At 62.1% G+C, this 17572-nt stretch carries 17 protein-coding genes and 1 riboswitch; of the genes, 10 read left to right on the top strand and 7 right to left on the bottom strand.

The window, feature by feature from the left end:
* Positions 1-4: 4 nt before the first annotated feature.
* The 4 genes from RWT78_RS09490 (at position 5) to RWT78_RS09475 (ending at position 4974) form a co-directional block, all read left to right on the top strand.
* Positions 5-1063, top strand: coding sequence for a DUF917 domain-containing protein (locus RWT78_RS09490; protein ID WP_314675468.1), 1059 nt, complete (start codon positions 5-7; stop codon positions 1061-1063).
* Positions 1060-2595, top strand: a complete 1536-nt coding sequence (locus RWT78_RS09485; RefSeq protein ID WP_314675467.1) for a helix-turn-helix domain-containing protein — start codon at positions 1060-1062, stop codon at positions 2593-2595. Before RWT78_RS09490 ends, RWT78_RS09485 begins: the two co-directional genes overlap by 4 nt.
* Before the next feature lie 60 nt (positions 2596-2655).
* A riboswitch (SAM riboswitch) is annotated at positions 2656-2770 on the top strand.
* A 53-nt stretch (positions 2771-2823) separates the two neighbouring features.
* Positions 2824-4149 carry an aminotransferase class V-fold PLP-dependent enzyme gene (locus RWT78_RS09480; protein ID WP_003941108.1) on the top strand — a complete coding sequence of 442 codons (1326 nt, stop codon included), beginning with the start codon at positions 2824-2826 and terminating at the stop codon, positions 4147-4149.
* 210 nt (positions 4150-4359) lie between these two features.
* Positions 4360-4974, top strand: coding sequence for a hypothetical protein (locus RWT78_RS09475; RefSeq protein ID WP_314675466.1), 615 nt, complete (start codon positions 4360-4362; stop codon positions 4972-4974).
* Here the strand turns inward: RWT78_RS09475 and RWT78_RS09470 are convergent.
* Positions 4953-5831, bottom strand: a complete 879-nt coding sequence (locus RWT78_RS09470) for a PaaX family transcriptional regulator C-terminal domain-containing protein (RefSeq protein WP_314675465.1) — start codon at positions 5829-5831, stop codon at positions 4953-4955. The two genes, RWT78_RS09475 and RWT78_RS09470, sit on opposite strands and share 22 nt — an antisense overlap.
* Before the next feature lie 143 nt (positions 5832-5974).
* Between RWT78_RS09470 and RWT78_RS09465 the strand changes: the two genes are divergently transcribed.
* On the top strand, positions 5975-6973 hold the full coding sequence (locus RWT78_RS09465; protein WP_208690683.1) for a S9 family peptidase: 999 nt from the start codon (positions 5975-5977) through the stop codon (positions 6971-6973).
* Positions 6966-8177, top strand: coding sequence for a saccharopine dehydrogenase NADP-binding domain-containing protein (locus RWT78_RS09460; protein WP_314675464.1), 1212 nt, complete (start codon positions 6966-6968; stop codon positions 8175-8177). Before RWT78_RS09465 ends, RWT78_RS09460 begins: the two co-directional genes overlap by 8 nt.
* On the opposite strand, the gene RWT78_RS09455 is transcribed toward RWT78_RS09460, so the two are convergent.
* Together RWT78_RS09455 and RWT78_RS09450 are read right to left on the bottom strand one after the other, a co-directional pair.
* A complete protein-coding gene (locus tag RWT78_RS09455; RefSeq protein ID WP_003941188.1) occupies positions 8178-8522 on the bottom strand; it encodes a hypothetical protein in 345 nt (114 codons plus the stop codon). It abuts the gene before it with no gap.
* 92 nt (positions 8523-8614) lie between these two features.
* On the bottom strand, positions 8615-8992 hold the full coding sequence (locus RWT78_RS09450) for a hypothetical protein (protein WP_064111455.1): 378 nt from the start codon (positions 8990-8992) through the stop codon (positions 8615-8617).
* 63 nt (positions 8993-9055) lie between these two features.
* Between RWT78_RS09450 and RWT78_RS09445 the strand changes: the two genes are divergently transcribed.
* Together RWT78_RS09445 and RWT78_RS09440 are read left to right on the top strand one after the other, a co-directional pair.
* Positions 9056-9634 (top strand): CGNR zinc finger domain-containing protein, encoded by a 579-nt coding sequence (locus RWT78_RS09445; protein ID WP_042450527.1) that lies wholly within the window; start codon positions 9056-9058, stop codon positions 9632-9634.
* A gap of 134 nt (positions 9635-9768) precedes the next feature.
* Positions 9769-11376, top strand: coding sequence for an ABC transporter substrate-binding protein (locus RWT78_RS09440; protein ID WP_003941152.1), 1608 nt, complete (start codon positions 9769-9771; stop codon positions 11374-11376).
* A gap of 353 nt (positions 11377-11729) precedes the next feature.
* Here RWT78_RS09440 and RWT78_RS09435 read toward each other — a convergent pair whose 3' ends face one another.
* On the bottom strand, positions 11730-13223 hold the full coding sequence (locus tag RWT78_RS09435) for an MFS transporter (RefSeq protein ID WP_314675463.1): 1494 nt from the start codon (positions 13221-13223) through the stop codon (positions 11730-11732).
* 159 nt (positions 13224-13382) lie between these two features.
* Here RWT78_RS09435 and RWT78_RS09430 point away from each other — a divergent pair, with 159 nt between their 5' ends.
* Positions 13383-14057, top strand: coding sequence for a helix-turn-helix domain-containing protein (locus tag RWT78_RS09430; protein ID WP_314675462.1), 675 nt, complete (start codon positions 13383-13385; stop codon positions 14055-14057).
* Here RWT78_RS09430 and RWT78_RS09425 read toward each other — a convergent pair.
* On the bottom strand, positions 14047-15006 hold the full coding sequence (locus RWT78_RS09425) for a DMT family transporter (RefSeq protein WP_314675461.1): 960 nt from the start codon (positions 15004-15006) through the stop codon (positions 14047-14049). The genes RWT78_RS09430 and RWT78_RS09425 overlap by 11 nt on opposite strands.
* A gap of 273 nt (positions 15007-15279) precedes the next feature.
* On the opposite strand from RWT78_RS09425, the gene RWT78_RS09420 reads away from it, so the two are divergent.
* Positions 15280-15558, top strand: a complete 279-nt coding sequence (locus tag RWT78_RS09420) for a YHS domain-containing protein (RefSeq protein WP_003941173.1) — start codon at positions 15280-15282, stop codon at positions 15556-15558.
* Positions 15559-15636: 78 nt separating this feature from the next.
* Here RWT78_RS09420 and RWT78_RS09415 read toward each other — a convergent pair whose 3' ends face one another.
* Complete coding sequence (locus tag RWT78_RS09415) at positions 15637-16959, bottom strand: MFS transporter (RefSeq protein ID WP_314675460.1); 1323 nt, start codon at positions 16957-16959, stop codon at positions 15637-15639.
* Positions 16943-17470 (bottom strand): carboxymuconolactone decarboxylase family protein, encoded by a 528-nt coding sequence (locus RWT78_RS09410; RefSeq protein ID WP_007727110.1) that lies wholly within the window; start codon positions 17468-17470, stop codon positions 16943-16945. The genes RWT78_RS09415 and RWT78_RS09410 overlap by 17 nt, the downstream gene beginning before the upstream one ends.
* Positions 17471-17572 lie beyond the last annotated feature (102 nt).

The raw sequence follows: 17572 nt of genomic DNA, 5'->3' as shown, positions 1-17572 counted from the left end.
AGCCGTGAGCAGGCTGCACGCGGTCCGGGAGGCCGACCTCGACGCGATCGCAGCGGGGGCGGTGGTCCTGGGCTGCGGCGGGGGCGGCGATCCACGCCTGTTCGTGGAAATGCTGCGTCCACTGATGACGTCTACTTCGGTGGAGGTCATCGCGCCGGACCAGTTGCCGGAGGAGGCATTGGTGATGCCGGTGGGAATCGTCGGATCGGCCCTGGCTTTGGAGGAGCAATTGCCCTCCGGGCGTGAGTTTGCAGATACTGCAGCAGCTTTGACGCGCTGGACCGGGAAGCGTCCGACCGCGGTGATGACTTTCGAAGGCGGTGGACTCAACGCTCTCTCCGGCATTGCGGCGGCGTTGGCGTTGGGAATTCCCGTGGTCGACGCGGACCTGCTGGGTCGAGCGATGCCGCGGCTCGATCACTTCTCTCTCGCCGCAGCCGGGTTGGAATTGTGCCCGGTCACCCTCGCCCAGCCCGGCGGCCTGATCACCGTCGTCGACGGAGTGGATGTGCTGGGCGCCGAGGTAGCAGTGCGGTCGTTGATCGGGAGAACCAGCGGTTGGGGCGCTCTGGCGATCGCGTCGATCGATGCGCGGACGGTGCAGGAGGCGTGCATTCCGGGAACTCTCTCCCGAGCATACGAACTGGGTCAGCACATCGGGGCACTGGGCAGTTGGCACGAGATCGCGGAAAGCTCCGGGGCCCTGGTAATGGGGACTGGCCGGGTGCGTGCGGTCCGTCGTAGTCGTCCGGACACCGGCGATCGTCGGGGCAGCGTGATTCTCGAACACGATTCTGCGGTGATACGAGTCGAATTCGAGAGTGAGTTCCTGACCGTCGCGTTGGACGGCGAGATGATTGCAACGTGCCCGGACATCGTGACGTTGCTCGACGTGCGGACCGGCGCCTTCGTCTCGTGTGAATCCGTGCACCAGGGGCACGATGTGGCCGTGTTGGTTCTTCCCGGTCCACAGTGGTGGGCGGAAGAAGTGGGCAGATTGAAAGTTGTCGGCCCGCGGGCATTCGGGATCGACCACGACGCAGTGCTGATGGAGGCGCGATGAGCGCGAGTGTTTCGGCGTTGCTGAACAACCCGGCCTTTGTCGGGGTGTATCGACTGGCCGGGGAGGGTGATCCCGTCGTGACGACAGTGGGAGCACTCACCGGGGAATCGGCACAGTCGGCCGAGGCCGTGTCGGATGCGGCGAGTTCAGGATCAGTTCTGGTGATTCTCGATCGAATCGACATCGGGGAGTGGAGATTCGACGCTCTCCTTCGGCGCACAGCGGCGACCGGCTGCCAGGTGGTCGCTGTGCACAGCACTGCGGCGGAGGATGCGAATCTCTCGTTGCTTGCCGATCGGCTCGGACTGGTGGTGCTCGGAGTATCCGACCCGTGGCAGTTCAGCGTGGATCTTCGTGATCTTCTCTCGAATTCGCGGGCGGTGATGGCCGACGCAGTACTGCGGGCGACACACGCGGGCCAACGAGCCGGAGGAAGCGTCGAGAATCTTCTGTCGGTGCTACTGAACACCTTTCAGCGTTCATTCTTTCTCCTGGACTCGTCCGGACGTCCGATGACCGGCGCCGACCTGTTGTCAGACACTGATCGAGCAGCCGCCGGTATGTTGTCGGGTCGCGGGGCGCCCACCACGGTCGAATTGGACTCCGGCGGGGTCCTGATTGCGTGCCCGGTGATGTCCGGCGCAGCCCGAGAGCCCTGGCTGGCGGTGCTGCTCCCGGTGCGTCAAAGCGTCGAAGAGGCTTCTCTCTCAGTGGTTCTCGACGTGGCCTCGTTGGCTGCCGGGCACCGACTGGCCGTTGCGCGCATGGTCGACGAGCGTGAAGCGCGCCGGCGTAGCGCGTTGCTCGGTGAACTGATCGACACGTCAGCAGACGCCACACCCGGACTGCTCCGGCGCGCACTCGACGCGGGTTGGATGCTGGACGGATGGCACATCGGCATCAAAGTCCTGGCGGTCGGTGAGGTCGACCTGGTGGCAAGACGCAGCGAGGTTGCAGATGCTCTCGCCGCCGAGGGAATCGACGCCAATGTCGTGGAACAGGCTGACGGCTGGGCGGCGTGGACGACTCTGCCAGGTGAGCCGCGACCGGAGGCGATCACCAGGATCGCCGAGTGCATCCGTGCAGCTCAGGCCAGGTTGGAACCCACGATGGAGACCTGGGTAGGTGTGGGACGCGCACACGACGGTCCGGCTGGAATCGGTTCGTCCCTGTCAGAGGCCGGGGATGCCGCTCGGCTCGCCGGTTCCCGATCTCAAACAGGTCGATTCCTGCACGTGGACCGCCTCGGGCTGGCGCAGTTGCTGCTGGCGTGGACGCGAACCGACACCTTCCAGCCTGCGGCCGCGGCATTGCTCGCACCGCTACGCGATTCCAATGGAGAGTTGCTCGAGACTCTGTCGACGTACCTCGACGAAGAATCGTCTCTGGCTCACACCGCAACCCGAATGAGCTTGCACCGCAACACCGTATCGAGTCGGATCGATAGAATTCAGCGCCTTCTCTCGGTCGATCTGGCCGATCCGGAAACCAGGCTTGCGCTCCACCTTGCTTGCCGGACCATCGCGCCCTGACGGAGATCTTCGCGGCTTCGTCTTGACAAGCACGGGAGGTTCCTGCCATCCTCGTTGCCAGGTCACGAGTACCAGTGTTCAGCCCCGGCTTGCTGGTCGGCAACCCTCCTCCGCGGTGGGGTGCTCCGGGTGACGACCCGGCTGCGTTCGAAAACGAATGCGGCAAGCGCGGACTCTTCCGGGGCCATCTCCCGACGAACGAGTCCTTGAACGTGAGGATTGTCTTCGATGACTGCTGTATTGAGTGCCGACACCTGCTGCACCACCGCGATTGCCAAGGTTTCGGGTGCCGACCTGCAGGTTCCATTGGTTCAGGGTGGCGAATGCTCCTACGCCAACTTCGACTACGCCGCGAGTGCGCCGGCATTGGCCCAGGTCACCGACCGTATCGCCGAGTTGCTGCCGACATACGCCAGCGTCCACCGCGGTGCCGGCTATGCGTCCCGGATCTCCACGCTCACCTACGAGAACGCTCGTGAATCCGTTGCTCGTTTCGTGAACTGTGCCGACGATCAGGTTGTCGTCTTCACCCGGAACACCACCGATTCGCTGAACCTGCTTGCGCAGTGCGTTCCCGGCAGCACCGTCGTCCTCGACGTCGAGCATCACGCAAACCTGTTGCCGTGGAACGACGCTCGTATCGTCACCGCCGCAGACACCATCGAAGAAACGATCGAGCGTCTGATCGGTGAACTGTGCACCAAGCCTGCCGCGCTGCTCGCAATCACCGGGGCCTCCAACGTGACCGGTGAGATCCTGCCGATTGCACGTTTGGCTGACATCGCTCACCGTTGCGGCGCACGTATCCTCGTCGACGCTGCTCAGTTGGCTCCCCACCGTCGCATCGACCTGCAGGAATGCGGCGTCGACTACGTAGCGTTCTCGGGCCACAAGCTGTACGCGCCCTTCGGCGCCGGCGTTCTCGTCGGCCGCCGTGACTGGCTCGACGAAGCTCAGCCGTACCTCGCCGGCGGCGGCGCCGTGCGTGAGGTGACCATCGAATCCACCGAGTGGGCTTGCGCGCCCGCACGCCACGAGGCAGGTTCCCCCAACGTGCTCGGTGCGGCTGCCATCGCGACCGCCTGCGAAACCCTGCACGCCCTGGACTTCGACGTGATCGCCGAGCATGAGAAGGCGCTCACCGCCCAGCTCACTGACGGCTTGTCCGCCATCGAGGGCGTCTCACTCGTGCGACTGTGGAACGACGCTCCCGACGCCGTCGGAATCGTCACCTTCACCGTCGACGGATTCGAAGCGGGCGAGATCGCCGCATTCCTCTCCGCCGAGCACGGCATCGGAGTTCGCGACGGTCGCTTCTGCGCACATCCGGTTCTCGCGCGCCTCGGCCTCTCCGGCGGTGCAGTTCGCGCCAGCCTCGGCCTCGGTAGCAGCTCGGACGACGTGACGCGGTTGGTCGACGCCGTGAACATCCTGGTTTCGAATCAGCGTGATTGGAAGTACGCGAAGACGGCAGGTGCGTGGAACCCTGTGCCCGAGACCCGCCCCTTCCTCGGAGCCGCAGACGACAATGCCGGCGCAGCCGAGTGCGTCTGAGCTGAGCTCGGTCCCCGAAAACTCGAACGGACAACTAGCATGGCAGCCATGGCACCAGCGGATTTTCCCGCCACCCCTTCGCGAGTGAGCATCACTCTCGGTCAGTGGTGCCGTCGCCATGTCGATCTGTGCCGCACCTCTTCAGGAATGTGTTCGAGCTGACGATTCGTCTCGCTCATCCCATACTTTTCTGATTTTCGGAGGTCTCACATGTCTTCACTCGCTTCGCATTCTCTGCACGTAGCGGTCGAGTTGACCGGATCCGGTCACCATCCGGCAGCTGAGGGCGCACCCGGCAACCTGCCCATCATCGGCGGCGACTACTGGGTGGACCTCACCGAGGGTGAAAAGGCTCTCGATTTGGCTTCATTCCCTACCAATGTGGTTCGGATTCGCGCTGCGGATCTGCGTGAGGCACTGCTCGAACGCGCACGGATACGCGCTGCCGTCGCCGAAGAAGGACGCGATCCCGACAGCGTCGCAGTGCTGGTCGATCTCGAGATTCTGATCGCGCCGGAGGCTCGCTCCGCTCGTAAGGAGCTTGCGCAGTTGGACAGCGCGTTGACCTCGCCGCGGGTTCCCGTTTCGCTTCATTACGTCGGAACGCCTTCCGGTCTCGGCAGTTTGATCGCCGATATCCGAGCTGCGGAGGTCGCCGACGGCGTTACATTGCTGCCTCTCGCATTGCCTCGCACGCTCGAGCATCTGGTGGACAGCACCATTCCGTGGCTTCAGGATCGCGGACTTGTCACACCGTCCACCGCAGTCGACGAGGTTCTCGGGCGTTTCGGACTGCCGCCCCGTCAGCGCACGCTTGCGTCCTGATCGTCACCGATTGCATCTGCGTACAGGTGGAACAGCGACGGTAATTCGTCGGCACCGTCCACCTGTGCCAGAAGCGTCCAGCACTGCGCAGTGATCGACCGAGCCCTCGTGCCGATCCAGTTGGTGGGCAGTAGTTCCGGCGGCAACAGCGGATCCGGTTCCATGGCGCGCGTGAATTCCGCCGCGAGTTCGATGGTCATCGTGACAGCATCGGTACCCGGACTGTTCTGCAGTTTGTGCAGGCGTGCGGTCGCTACGTCGAGTAGCCGTTCGTATCCGTCAGCGATCTGGTCCAGTGGCCACAACTGCGCGGCAATTTCCACGGGGTCTTCGAGCATGCCCACTTTCAAATCTCGAGTGGTGAGAGAAGACAGGTGCTGTTCGACGTCGAGTTCGGCGGCCGCATCGCGAATATACGGTTCCCAGGCGTGCGGCGAGACGTACAGACCGCCCTGGACGAGCGCGCCACCGAGGTAAACGACCCTGGTGCGCAGCGCATCTCGCGCTTTCCGTGACGACTCCGGAATTGCGAATCCGGCCAGGTGCCAATACCCGTCCCACGGCGTCACAGTGTCGCGGTCTTGTCGATAGGCCAGCCGAACGAATTCGACGTCGGGTTCCATCTCGCGCAGGGCTTTCGGCGTTGCTCGTAGCGTGGCCTGCCGCCCGCGACCTTCCTGAGTGAACTTCCCCTCGGTGACCAACCGCTTGATGCACAGCCGAACCTGTTGATCAGTTTTGCCGAGGGCGTCGGCGGTGGCATAAAGGGTGCGTCCGTCGACAGTTCCGTCCGTGCGCAGTAGTCCCTCGATCAAGATCCTCGTGGGTACCTCGACGTCCCTGTCGGTCATCGCCATGTCCTTTCCTCGCTTCTCGACATCTTCGCCCACAACTGTACTATCGAATGTAATACGATCGTTTCAAATTCGTACGTTAGGGCGGGAAGATGGCAGCGGAATCGATGAGCGAGGGCAAGAGTAAGCCTCGTTTACGCAGGTGGATGGTTACTTCCCTGGCGGTGGTCGTTGTTCTGATCGCGACTCTGGTGGGCTGGACGCTGTACCAGAACACCTATGACATCCGTGAGGAAAAAGTGACGATCACCGGGGGACCGGTGCCGCTCCAGGGAGTCCTTGCACTGCCCGAACACGGTGACGGTCCCTTCGGGCTCGTGGTTTTCGTCCACGGAGACGGCCCGGTCGATGCAACACATGAGACGTTCTATCGACCGGTGTGGGAGGCGTTCGCAAAGGCGGGGTACGCGTCACTCTCCTGGGACAAGCCGGGGGTGAATGGGGCACCGGGCAATTGGCTCGATCAGAGCATGGACGATCGCGCGGCAGAAACGGAAGCGGCAATCGAGTGGGCGCGGGGACGTTCGGATATCGATCCGTCTCGGATCGGTCTGTGGGGTGCAAGCCAGGCAGGGTGGGTGATGCCCAAGGTGGTGAACCTCGACCCGGACGTAGCGTTCGTCATTGCCGTGGGTCCGGCGATCAACTGGCTCCAACAAGGTGAATTCAATACCCTTGCCGAGCTTTCAGAGAGAAATGCGTCGGCCGACGAGTTCGAGAAAGCGCGGGTCGATCGTGCGAAGAACTTGGATCAGTTGGCCCGTGATGCATCGTTCGACGATCTCGTGGCCTCCGGCGAGGCCGACGGTCTCACCGAAGACCGGTGGAACTTCATCCGAAAGAACTACCTCTCGGATGCGCGAGCCGATCTCGAAACCGTGAAGGTTCCGGTGCTCTTGATCATCGGCGGACAAGACGTCAACGTCGACGTGGCTGATACCGAAAGGGTGTACCGCGAATTACTCGACTCGCCAGGGCAACTGGTGGTCAAGAAGTACCCCGACGCCACTCACTCGATTGTGGAGAAGGACCTCGAAGACTCGGAATTGATGTCGGCTCTGGTAGCCGTTCTTGCTCCCCGTTCGATCTTCGCTCCCGGCTATCTAGCGGATCAGACTGCATTTTTGGAGGGAATTCATGGCTGACGGAATCACGGTTGTCGCACTGGGCGGTGCCGGCGCCATGGGCTCGGCAGCAGTTCGTCTGGCCGCAACATTGCCGGGAATCGGCAAGGTAGTAGTCGCGGATCGCGATATCGATGCTGCGAAGCGTCTTTCAGTTGAACTGGCGCAGGCGTCAGCGGAAGTCGAGGCGCGCCGCATCGACGTCACGGACGGTCGCACGCTACGTGAATTGCTCGACGGCGCAGACGTGGTCGTCAATACGGTCGGACCGTTCTTCCGTTTCGGCGTCGGCATTCTCCAGGCAGCGATCGAGACCGGGACTCACTATCTCGACATCTGCGACGACTGGGAGCCGGCCGTCGACATGCTGGAATTGGACTGTGCCGCGAGGGGAGCCGGAATCTGTGCGGTAGTCGGCATGGGCGCAAGTCCCGGGATGAGTAACCTCCTGGCCGCGATGGCAGTCTCGCGATTGGACGTGGTCGACGATCTGTATACAGCCTGGCCGGTTGATGTCGAGGGCGAGGACGAGTCGGTGGACACATTGAGTGCAGCCGCCGTTCACTGGATGCAGCAGATCAGCGGCCAGGTTCCGGTGGTTCGTGCGGGGCGAATCGTCAACGAAGAACCGTTGCGTTCCATCGCACTCGAACTGCCCGGCGGACGTCGGGGGAACGCTTACGTGGTCGGGCATCCGGAGCCGGTGATGTTTCATCGGACCATCAAACCTGCGGGGCATTCGGCAAATCTGATGGTCATCACACCGGAAACCGTGGCGTTTCTCGACGTTCTCCGCGCCGACATCGACAAGGGGAGAATCGATCTCGACTCGGCCGCCGAAGAATTGGGCAAGCCTTCGCTCGGACGGATGATCCGTGCTGCGCCTCGAATGCTCACGCGCGCCGGCCACGGATCCTTGCCGTTGTTCTTCGCCTCGGCGACAGGGGCGCTCGAAGGTCGAGAGATGCGCGTCGTGGCACGGATTGCCGACGATTCGCCGGTATCGGAGTTGCTGTCGGACATGGCCGGTGCAACCGGAATCCCCTTGGCGCTCGGCCTTGCTCAGGTGGTGTCCCGGCTCGCCGACGGAACGATTTCGGATCGGGTCGGTGTGCACTCACCGGAGAGTGTCATCGATCCGGAAGTTCTGTTCACAGCGCTGGCGCGGTTGTTCGATCGAACCGATTGGAGGGAGATCGTCACCGTCGAATCCGAGTTCCGCTAGTCAGTTCGCGGCGTGCGATCCGATGCGACTGCGGATTTCGGTCTCGACGCGATCTGCGTCCTTGGGGCTGAACGAAGGCGCTCCGTGGCCGGCGAGAGTGAGTACCACCGCGGTCTCCTTCCACGGGCGTGAAAGATCCAGGCTGTACCACGAGCTGAAATCTGTTGTTCCCCAGATTCGTAGGCGTCCGCTCAGCCATGACATGACTCCGAGGTCGACGGATTCGATCTGCGAGTACGGGACGAACTTGCTGACAAACGGAAAGTAGTAGTGGCGGATCGTGACGCCCTGATCGTCGATCCGGACGGTCCTGTCCTCGTAGATCGTTGATGTCCCTGTACTCACAGTGAAAACCCGGTCCCTGCTGTTCGACGCTCTCGGCGGATGCCGAAAACCAACCATACAGTCTCCACTGGGGCGGGTGGCCCGCCCGAGTGTCAGGCGCTGGTAGTCCTCGCGACGACGAGATCGCTCACCGCGATCTGAGCGTTGCCGATTGCCGCCTGAACCGGTTCGCAACTACTCGATGCTCTGGCGAGCGCAAGAACTGCGGTGAGTAGGGCGGCGTCGGGCTCTCCTTCGAACGGTCCGCTCTGGACGTCGAACTTTCCAGCGCGCAACTGCTTTCGGGCATTGATTCCAAGTTGTGAAATGACCTCGTCCATCGCGGTCAGGCACTGGGCGAGCGCGCCGATCGACCAGTAGAGATCGGCAGCGACGACGGGTGTCTGCGATGCCACGGTGCCGGCGCGGCGCAATCGGTGGTGAGTGTCTCGGAGTATCTCGGGCAGCCTGTGGTCTGCGCAATGTTCCATCCCGCCGCCTCCGTAAGGTGTAAAGTTAGGTTATTCAATTACGGTAGGGCAGGGCGGTAAGGGATGCAAGTAGTTTTAGACGATTACGTCGCCGGTGCGTCGTTTGCGACCGACTTGGTCAATACCTCGCCCCGCGTGTGGGTGGAGGCAGGTGACGCGTTGGCTGCCCCTCAGGCGCTTCACGATCTACTGGACGAACATGGACTCTCGCCGGATGCGCTCACCAACGGACGTCGGCTTACCAGCGGTGAACTTGCTGAGGTCAAGGAACTCAGAGAGGGGATTCGTTCGATTCTCGATGCTCCGACTTCTGATGAGCTCGTTGATCGCACTCATCGACTCCTGCAGACCGTCCCGCATCACGTCCGACTCGTGCCTGATGCCCGGTCCGACTATCGATGGAATGCGGTACCGGACAGCAGAATCAATCTCACCGGCGAACTTGCGCTGTTGATCGGCTACTCGTTGCTGGGGACTCTGCGCACATTGGGGTACGAACGATTCCGCCCATGCGCCTCGCCGACGTGCAACGGGGTGTTCGTCGATACAAGCCGGGGAGGGCGACGCCGCTACTGCATGCCGGCGTTGTGCGGCAACCGAATCAACGTCGCGAATCACCGTCAACGGCAGCGTCGTACTTAGCGTCTGCGCTTGCCCGGTCGATAGTGACAATCGAACAGAGTACGGCCGACTGTATGGGGAACTTCAACGAGATACAGACCACGTCAGTCCCGCACGATTGTCGCCATGGCAACTCCTAGTAGATGGCGGCTCGTATGAAAGCCCGTTCTGTCTCCGCGACAGCAGTTATCAGCGTTGGCGTTTTCACCCTGGCCGGGTGTGGCGGCGCATCCAGTCCCGAAGGTTCAGTCGGTGAGTATGCAAAGGACGGCAGTTTCACGACTGTGATCAACGCCGATCCCGGAAATCTGCACCCTCTGATCACCAACCTCACGTCGACTCAGATCGTGAACGCGTACTCGTACGATTCGTTGATCGACATCGACGCGCAAACACGCACTGTGCGTCCCTATCTGGCGGAGAGTTGGAGTGAAGAAGGGAACACGCTGAAGTTCGTGCTCAAGAAGGGCATCACTTGTGCCGACGGCACTTCCTTCACCGCACAGACCGCGGCCGATGACATCAACTGGGTCATGGATCCTGAAAACGCTTCACCGCTACGCGGATCCACTGTGCCGATGTCGACTTCGGCCTCAGCGGACGGTGACGAACTGACGGTGACTACCGCCGAGCCAGCGCCCTTCCTGCTCTCTCGAATCGGCGCGTTGAGGCTTCCGTGCGCTGCGACGCTCGAAGACCCGGCCAGCATCCGTTCGAGTAGCAACGGAACGGGTCTGTTCAAGGTCACCGAAGTTGTTCCGAACGATCACATCACGATGGAACGCCGCGACGGTTACACCTGGAGTCCGAACGGCGAGACCACTTCCGACACTCTCGGAGTGCCGAAGACAGTGACGATCAAGATTGTCACCGATCCCAGTACGACGGCGAATCTTGTTCTCACCGGCGGAGTGAATGCCGCAGCGGTCACCGGTTCGGACGAGGAACGAGTCTTGGCCGCGGGTCTGGATTCGAAGACCTACACCACGTTGTCCGGCGAGTTCATCTTCAATCATTTCGCGGCCCTACCCACGGCAGACCGTGCTGTGCGGCAGGCCCTCGTGCAGGCAGTAGACCTGGACGACTACACCGAGATCACCACCGGCGGTAAAGGAACCCGCGCACGCGCCCTCGCGGTTTCGGAACCCCTTGCCTGCGACTACAACAGTGTCGAAGGGACGATCCCCGATTTCGACGTCGATGCAGCAAAGAAAACGCTGTCCGACGCAGGTTGGAAGGCGGGGGCCGACGGCGTCCTGACGAAGGACGGTCGACCGCTTGCCCTCAACGTGATTTTCAACAACTCACGCGATACGAACTCTGCCGCCGCGGAATACGTGGCAACACAGTGGGAAGGACTGGGCGCGAAGGTGAAACTGACCGGCGGCGACTACAGTTTTGTCATCGCCAACACATTCAGCACCACCGACCTGTCGTCGTGGGACGTTTCCATCGGTTTGACGCTGGGGAGCGATACGCCGAGTATCTTTGCGAAGTACTTCACCGGCCCACCGAAGCCTGAAGGAGTGAACTTCGCTTCCCTCGACAACAAGAAGTACATCGAATTATCTACTCAGGCTTCGCTTCTTCCCGGTGACGAGTCCTGCAAGGTCTGGGAGGAAAGTGAGCGGGCATTGTTCAAGGACGTCGACCTGCTGCCGGTATCCACGACTCCCGCTCACATGTTCTTCAACGGGGCAACGTCGATCTATCCGCCATCGAGCGGAATCCTTCCGGGCTCGGCGATCCGTGTCCTGAAGTAGGACCCTCGGCAAACGCTCACTTTCGGGTATTGATCATCCGAAGAGCAAACCGAAATACCACTGCAGCACCCGCACCTGCAGCCAGGCCGGCGACGACATCGGCAAGAAGGACACCGACGCCTATGCCCAGGACGGCAGCGGCGGCGACAGCAAGGGCTACGTCAGCACGAGGAGCGGCGATCGCGGCATCCTTTCCCCGAGTATCGAACGAGCACCCATCTCAACGGAGCATGTCACGAAACTGTCGTCCGCAGGTGTATCAACAGCAAAATGTGTGAAACGCGTCGGCCCCGACGGAGTTGGACTCCGCCGGGGCCGGGCTGTGTACAGCGCAGTGTGTATTGCGCGCTGGCTCAGTGTGTCGGAACGGATTCCTTCGGGGACGTATCGGTGTGCTGGCTACCAATCTCCTTGCGGGAGTTGGAGCTGTTGAACCGAGGGAGGAAACCGGCCAGGACGAGTGCGACGACGGCGGATCCCGCAGCGAGGGCCATGACGACGCGGAAAGCGTTCTCCGACGGCAGCGTTGCCCCACCGATGGACATGGTCATCTGGGCGATGACGACACCCGCGATGGCGCTGGCGAATGATGTACCGAGGGAGCGCATCAGGGTGTTGAAGCTGTTGGCTGCACCGGTCTCGGACGGAGGAACAGCCCCCATGATGAGAGCGGGCATCGCGCCGTAAGCCATACCGGTACCGGCGCCGATGATCACTGCGATCACGATCAGTTCCCAAATCGAGTGCATGGCGAAAATGCCGATGCAGTAACCGATTGCGACGACAACGGCGCCGAGCATGAGCGTCACCTTGGGGCCGTGCGAATTGGTGATGCGTGAGGACAGCGGAGAGATCAGCATCATGATGATGCCGGAGGGAGCCATGACCAGACCTGCGGTGAGCATCGAACCGCCTAGGCCGTAACCAGTGACTTCAGGCAACTGGACTACCTGGGGAAAGACCATGCTGGCGGCGAACATCGCGAATCCGAACACGATCGATGCGAGGTTGGTGAAGAGCACCTGGCGGCGGATGGATACGCGTAGATCCACCAGCGGCTTGGGGGTGCGTAGTTCCCACCAAGCCCAGAATCCGAATATCAGGATCGCGGCGCCGAACAAGGAAAGCGTGAGCGTGCTCGTCCAACCCCAGTCGCCACCCTTGGAAATGGCCAGTAGTAGAGCGATGAGGGCGGCTGAGAGCGAGATTGCCCCGCCGAAGTCGAACGTGCCACCTGTGCGAACCGTCGATTCGGGGACCAGGACGACAACAAGAACGGCCGCAAGAGCGCCGAGCACGGCTGACGCCCAGAACAGGACGTGCCAGTCGGCGTACTCGGCGATCAAAGCCGCGATCGGAAGCCCCAGAGCGCCACCGACTCCCAGCGAAGCGCTCATCATCGCAACAGCGCCGGCGAGCTTCTTGGGCGGAAGTACATCGCGCATCACACTGATACCCAGCGGAATGACGCCGGCAGCAAGGCCTTGCAGGATTCGGCCGGCAACGAGGGGGATAACGCTCGAACTGAGTGCTCCGACCACCGAACCGGTTACCAGCAGCGCCATGCTGATCAGGAGTAGACGCCGTTTGCCGAACATGTCGCCCAAGCGGCCCATGGTCGGGACGGCGACGGCAGCTGCGAGCAGCGTGGCGGTCACAGCCCACGCGGTATCGGACGCCGGCGCGTTCAGGTACTCGGGCAGATGCGGGATGATCGGGATCACCAGCGTCTGCATGAGCGAGACGACGATGCCGGAAAACGCCAGAACAGCCACCACTGCGGTGGTGGCTGGCGACTTCGTTGTCTGTGGCGGCGTTGTCGGTGGTGGTGAAGTGGTTGACGACATTGCGGTAACTCCATCGGAAGGAAGAACGAATAATGGTTTAAGTCAGTTGCTTGAACTAAAGTTAAATCAAGTGACTGACTTAACGGAAGGTTGTGTCTCCGATCGTGACGAATATCTCCGGTGCCGAGCAGCTTCGGATGGTCGAGGATGATGGTGTCCATGACTACGAGGACTGAGGACGCGTCGGCCGACGTCGGCGGTGCCGCAAATTCCGCGCGCTCCGCTGCAACCCGAGACCGCATTCTCGCCGTCGCCGAGCAGCTGTTCGCAGAACATGGAGTCTTCGCGGTTTCGAACCGTCAGGTGAGCGAGGCGGCAGGTCAGGGCAACAATGCTGCCGTCGGATATCACTTCGGGACCAAGACCGATCTGGTCCGCGCGATCGTGCACAAGCATTCCCAGCAGGTCGAGAAGAACCGTGGCGAACTGCTGCGTGAGATCGAAGGGTCCACAAACGTTCGTGACTGGATTTCGTGTCTGGTTCGGGCGTCGACCGATCACTACGCCGAAATGGGTGGCCCGACCTGGTATGCGCGGTTCAGCGCGCAGATTCTCACCGACCCGGTCCTGCGGAAAATCGTTTACGACGAGGTGCTGGCCTCGCCTACTCTGCAGGAGACGCTCCGCGGACTTTCAGCCTGTCTGACTGACATGCCGATGAGTGTTCGACGCGCCCGCGCGGACATCGGGCGTAATGCGATCGTGCACATGTTCGCCGAACGCGAGCGCACGCTTGCCGAAGAGGGACCGGACGCGGTCACGTCATGGGAGGACTTCACGACCGATCTCGTCGACGCGCTGGTCGGACTTTGGACGGCTCCGATCAGCCGCTGACCGGCCGTTTGTCCGCGCTAGCCGCCCGGTCCGGGGCAACCCTGCGCAATGGATCTCGCGTCGGCGGAAGATCCAGGAGCAAGCCGACTCCGGCAAGAATGATGACAAGACCGCCAACGAGCGCGAAGGTAACAGGCTCGTTCAACCACAGCACTCCGATGGCTGATGCCGAAATCGGAACGAGAAGAGTGACGGCCGATGCCGCGACTGGACCCGCCTGACGAATTATCCAGAAGTAGACCAGGTAGCCACCGGCGGTAGCCCCCAGCCCCAGGGCTGCCACGGCGATGAGTGGGCCGACGGTTATGGGCCCCGGTGGGGGAGCGACGGCGGACACCGGCACCAAGAGGGCGACCGCGGCAAGTTGCTGGCCGAGGGCCAGAGTCAGGGGCGGAGTGTCCTGGAACGACTTTCGTGCGTAGACACCTCCGACTGCGTACAGCAGCGCCGCGGTCAAAGATGCGCCAATGGTCAGCATTGCGTGACTGTCGATCGCTGAAGGAATTCCGCCGACAAGCACCGAGACGCCGACGATGCCGATCGCGACCCCCGAGAGTTTTCGCCAGGTGATCTTTTGTCGAAGCCAGAAAGCGGCGACGAATACGGTGAACATCGGAGTCGTGGCATTCAGGATCGACGCCGTCGACGAGTTGAGGCCGACGATCGCAGTTGCGACAAGCGTCAGGGGCCCAGCGACGTTGAGGGCAGCCAGCAGTAGGAATGCAGGAAACCGATGACCGACCGCGCGCCAGGTCGATCTGCTGGAAGCAGTTATCAGCGCGAGAACCAACGCTGCAACAATGAAGCGGCCGTGCGTCGTGCCGACGGCGCCGAGAGTTGGTGCTGCCACAGCAACCAGGGGGAACGAGCTTCCCCAGAGCATGCCGACCAACAGCAAAGCTCCAACTACGGCGAATCGGCTGCTGCCGATTGCTTTCCAGTTCTTCATTGTGCCTCTTCGTCGACGACCTCGCGGACATGGATGGTCGATACCAGACCTACCCTATACCCCCAGTAGGTCTAGGGTTGGCTGTGTCATGATGCTGCAGGCGAGCGGGCATCCCGCGACGGTATATTCCCTCTCCTGCAATGGTTTATACGGCGATGTGTCAACTGAACGCACCCTCAGGCTCAGTAGAATATACCTATAGGGGGTATATTGGCGGTTGTATCGGGCTCGCTTTGCGGGCCGTATCCGTCCCGCAAAAGAACAGGAATCCCAATGAGCAGTTGTGGCTGTGGCAACACCCCGAAGTCTGACGCCAAAGGCGATGTCGGCGCTGTCGGTTCGGCGATGCCGACCGGTGGGAAAGACCTACTCACCGCTGGCAGTAGTGAACTCGTCGAATGTCGGGTCATGCCCGGCAGCGTGATCGAGAAGGTGCGTGCCGAAGCGGAAGGCCTGTTTCGTGACTTCGAAGGTAATCGGTACTGGTTCTGCTGCAAGGGATGTGGTCCTCGGTTCGACGCAAATCCCAGGAAGTATGCCGATGTGAGCTGAGTGAAAAGTGGTGGTGCAGGCGATGGCTGCACCACCACTTTCGTTGTAGCCCTGTCGGGGGCAGTCGGACCGTCGACATCAGACGGCGCGAGCGCACGCGCACTGGGCAGCCGTCAAGGTGCATTCGCCTCGCGTGGTTTCGTACGTCGCTTGTACGGGCAATTCAGCACCCGTCTCCCGAGGCCAAAGTACAAATCCTGCAACGGTTCCCACTGCGGCAAGCGCTGCAAGGATGCTCCAGGTGACCGCAAATCCCGCGCTCGAACCAACCCATCCGGCGATCGGATAGGTGACAAGCCAGGCGAGGTGTGACAGGGAGAACTGGGCTGCGAATACCTCCGGTATACCTGCGGGGTCGACGGAGCGCCGAAGTACTTTTCCGGTCGGAGTGACGATCATGGCCATCCCGGCGCCGACGAGCGCCCACACTGCGGCAGTGAGCATCCACGTGAATACACCGGCCACGGCGAGGGCTGCTGCCGCGCCGGCGCTGACGACCAGGACAACGGAACCTGCTGTCATCACAGTACGTTCAGCGGTTCTGTCGAGAACGCGTGGAAGAAGAAGCGCGGTCACCAACGTGCCGGTGCCTGACGCGGCAAGCATCCACGCCACGTCGGATTGGGTTCCACCGAGCTCGTCGCGGACGTAGTTGACGGTGTTGACCACCACGATCGATCCGGCTGCTGCCACCACGAGATTGAGTGCCATGATGCCGCGCAGTCGCGGCGTGGTCACGAAGATCCGCACCCCCGACGCGATCCGATCCCACGCCTTGCGGTGAGTACTTCGGCGAGCGTTGGGGATTCGGGTGGCCAGCACGAGCAGTGCCGAGACCGCAAAGCCCACGGAGGTGGCGACGAACAACAGGTTGAATGTCATGAAGGACAGTGCGACTGCGGCAAGAACAGGGCTGAGCAGGCTTTCCATCGTGTAAGCGACCTGCGATGCCGACAGTGCGCGGGTGAAATCGGCCTCGTCGGTCACGATGTCAGGGATGACCGCTTGGAACGTGGGAGTGAACGCTGCCGACGCAGCTTGGAGAACGCCCACCAGCACGTAGATGTGCCAGATCTCGCTGACGAAGGGCAATGCGATCACGACCGCTGCGCGAATGGCGTCGAGGGCAACGAGGAAAGCCCGTCTCGGCAACCGGTCTACGTACGCCGCCGCGAGTGGAGCGATCACGACGTACAGGGACATCTTGATCGTCAGCGCGGTGGCCAGCACGGCTCCGGCGCTCGGTCCGGCGAGTTCGTAGGCGAGTAGACCTAGCGCAACCGTCGCCAACCCGGTGCCGAACAGCGCGATGATCTGGGCGCTGAAGAGCAGGCGATAGTCGCGAATCAAGAACAGACGCAAGCTGTTCCGTTCCGTTGCGGACTTAGCGATCCGGTTCATTAGGTTTCACTCCCGCGACAAGATTGAAAGCTCCGGTCAGGACATTGAGGGCGACGATTCCGACTACGTCGGCGATCTCGCGATCACCGTAGCCGTGCGCTCGAAGGCCCGTGATGTGTTCGTCTGAAATCGAGGCAGGCTCCCGATAGACGCGAAGTCCGAGGTCGATTATTGCCGCGATCGCGGGATCGGCCGATGTGCCCGCGCGGGCACGCTCGATCTCGTCCGCCTCGACGCCGTTGGCGTGCGCGGCGGCGACGTGGGCTTCGAGGCAAACAGCGCAACCTTGCTGGACCTGCACAGCAATAGAGATTCGCTCGGTGATCTTGCGGCTGAGTTTCGCTCGCTTCATTGCCCGGCTGAGTTGCAGATAGCCGCCCAGCACAGCGGGCGAATGAGCCATCGCCGCGACCATGTCACCGACCTGTCCGTGACGGTTCACGAGTTCGGCGAGAAGGTCTTTCGATGCACCGACAGCGGTGGTGGGAGTGAGAGATGCAAGGCGCGACATGGCAAGTCCTAGGTGGTTCCGCCGGTGGTGGGGGGGGGGGGGGGTGGGCGCGGCCGCGCCCCCCCCCCGGGGGGGCTGCAGAGGGGGGGGGGGGGGGGGGGG

The sequence above is a fragment of the uncultured Rhodococcus sp. genome (genome assembly GCF_963525155.1).
Lineage (GTDB): Bacteria > Actinomycetota > Actinomycetes > Mycobacteriales > Mycobacteriaceae > Rhodococcus_F > Rhodococcus_F qingshengii.
The sequence above is the reverse complement of the archived record's forward strand: the minus strand, read 5'-3'. Positions and strand labels throughout refer to the sequence as shown.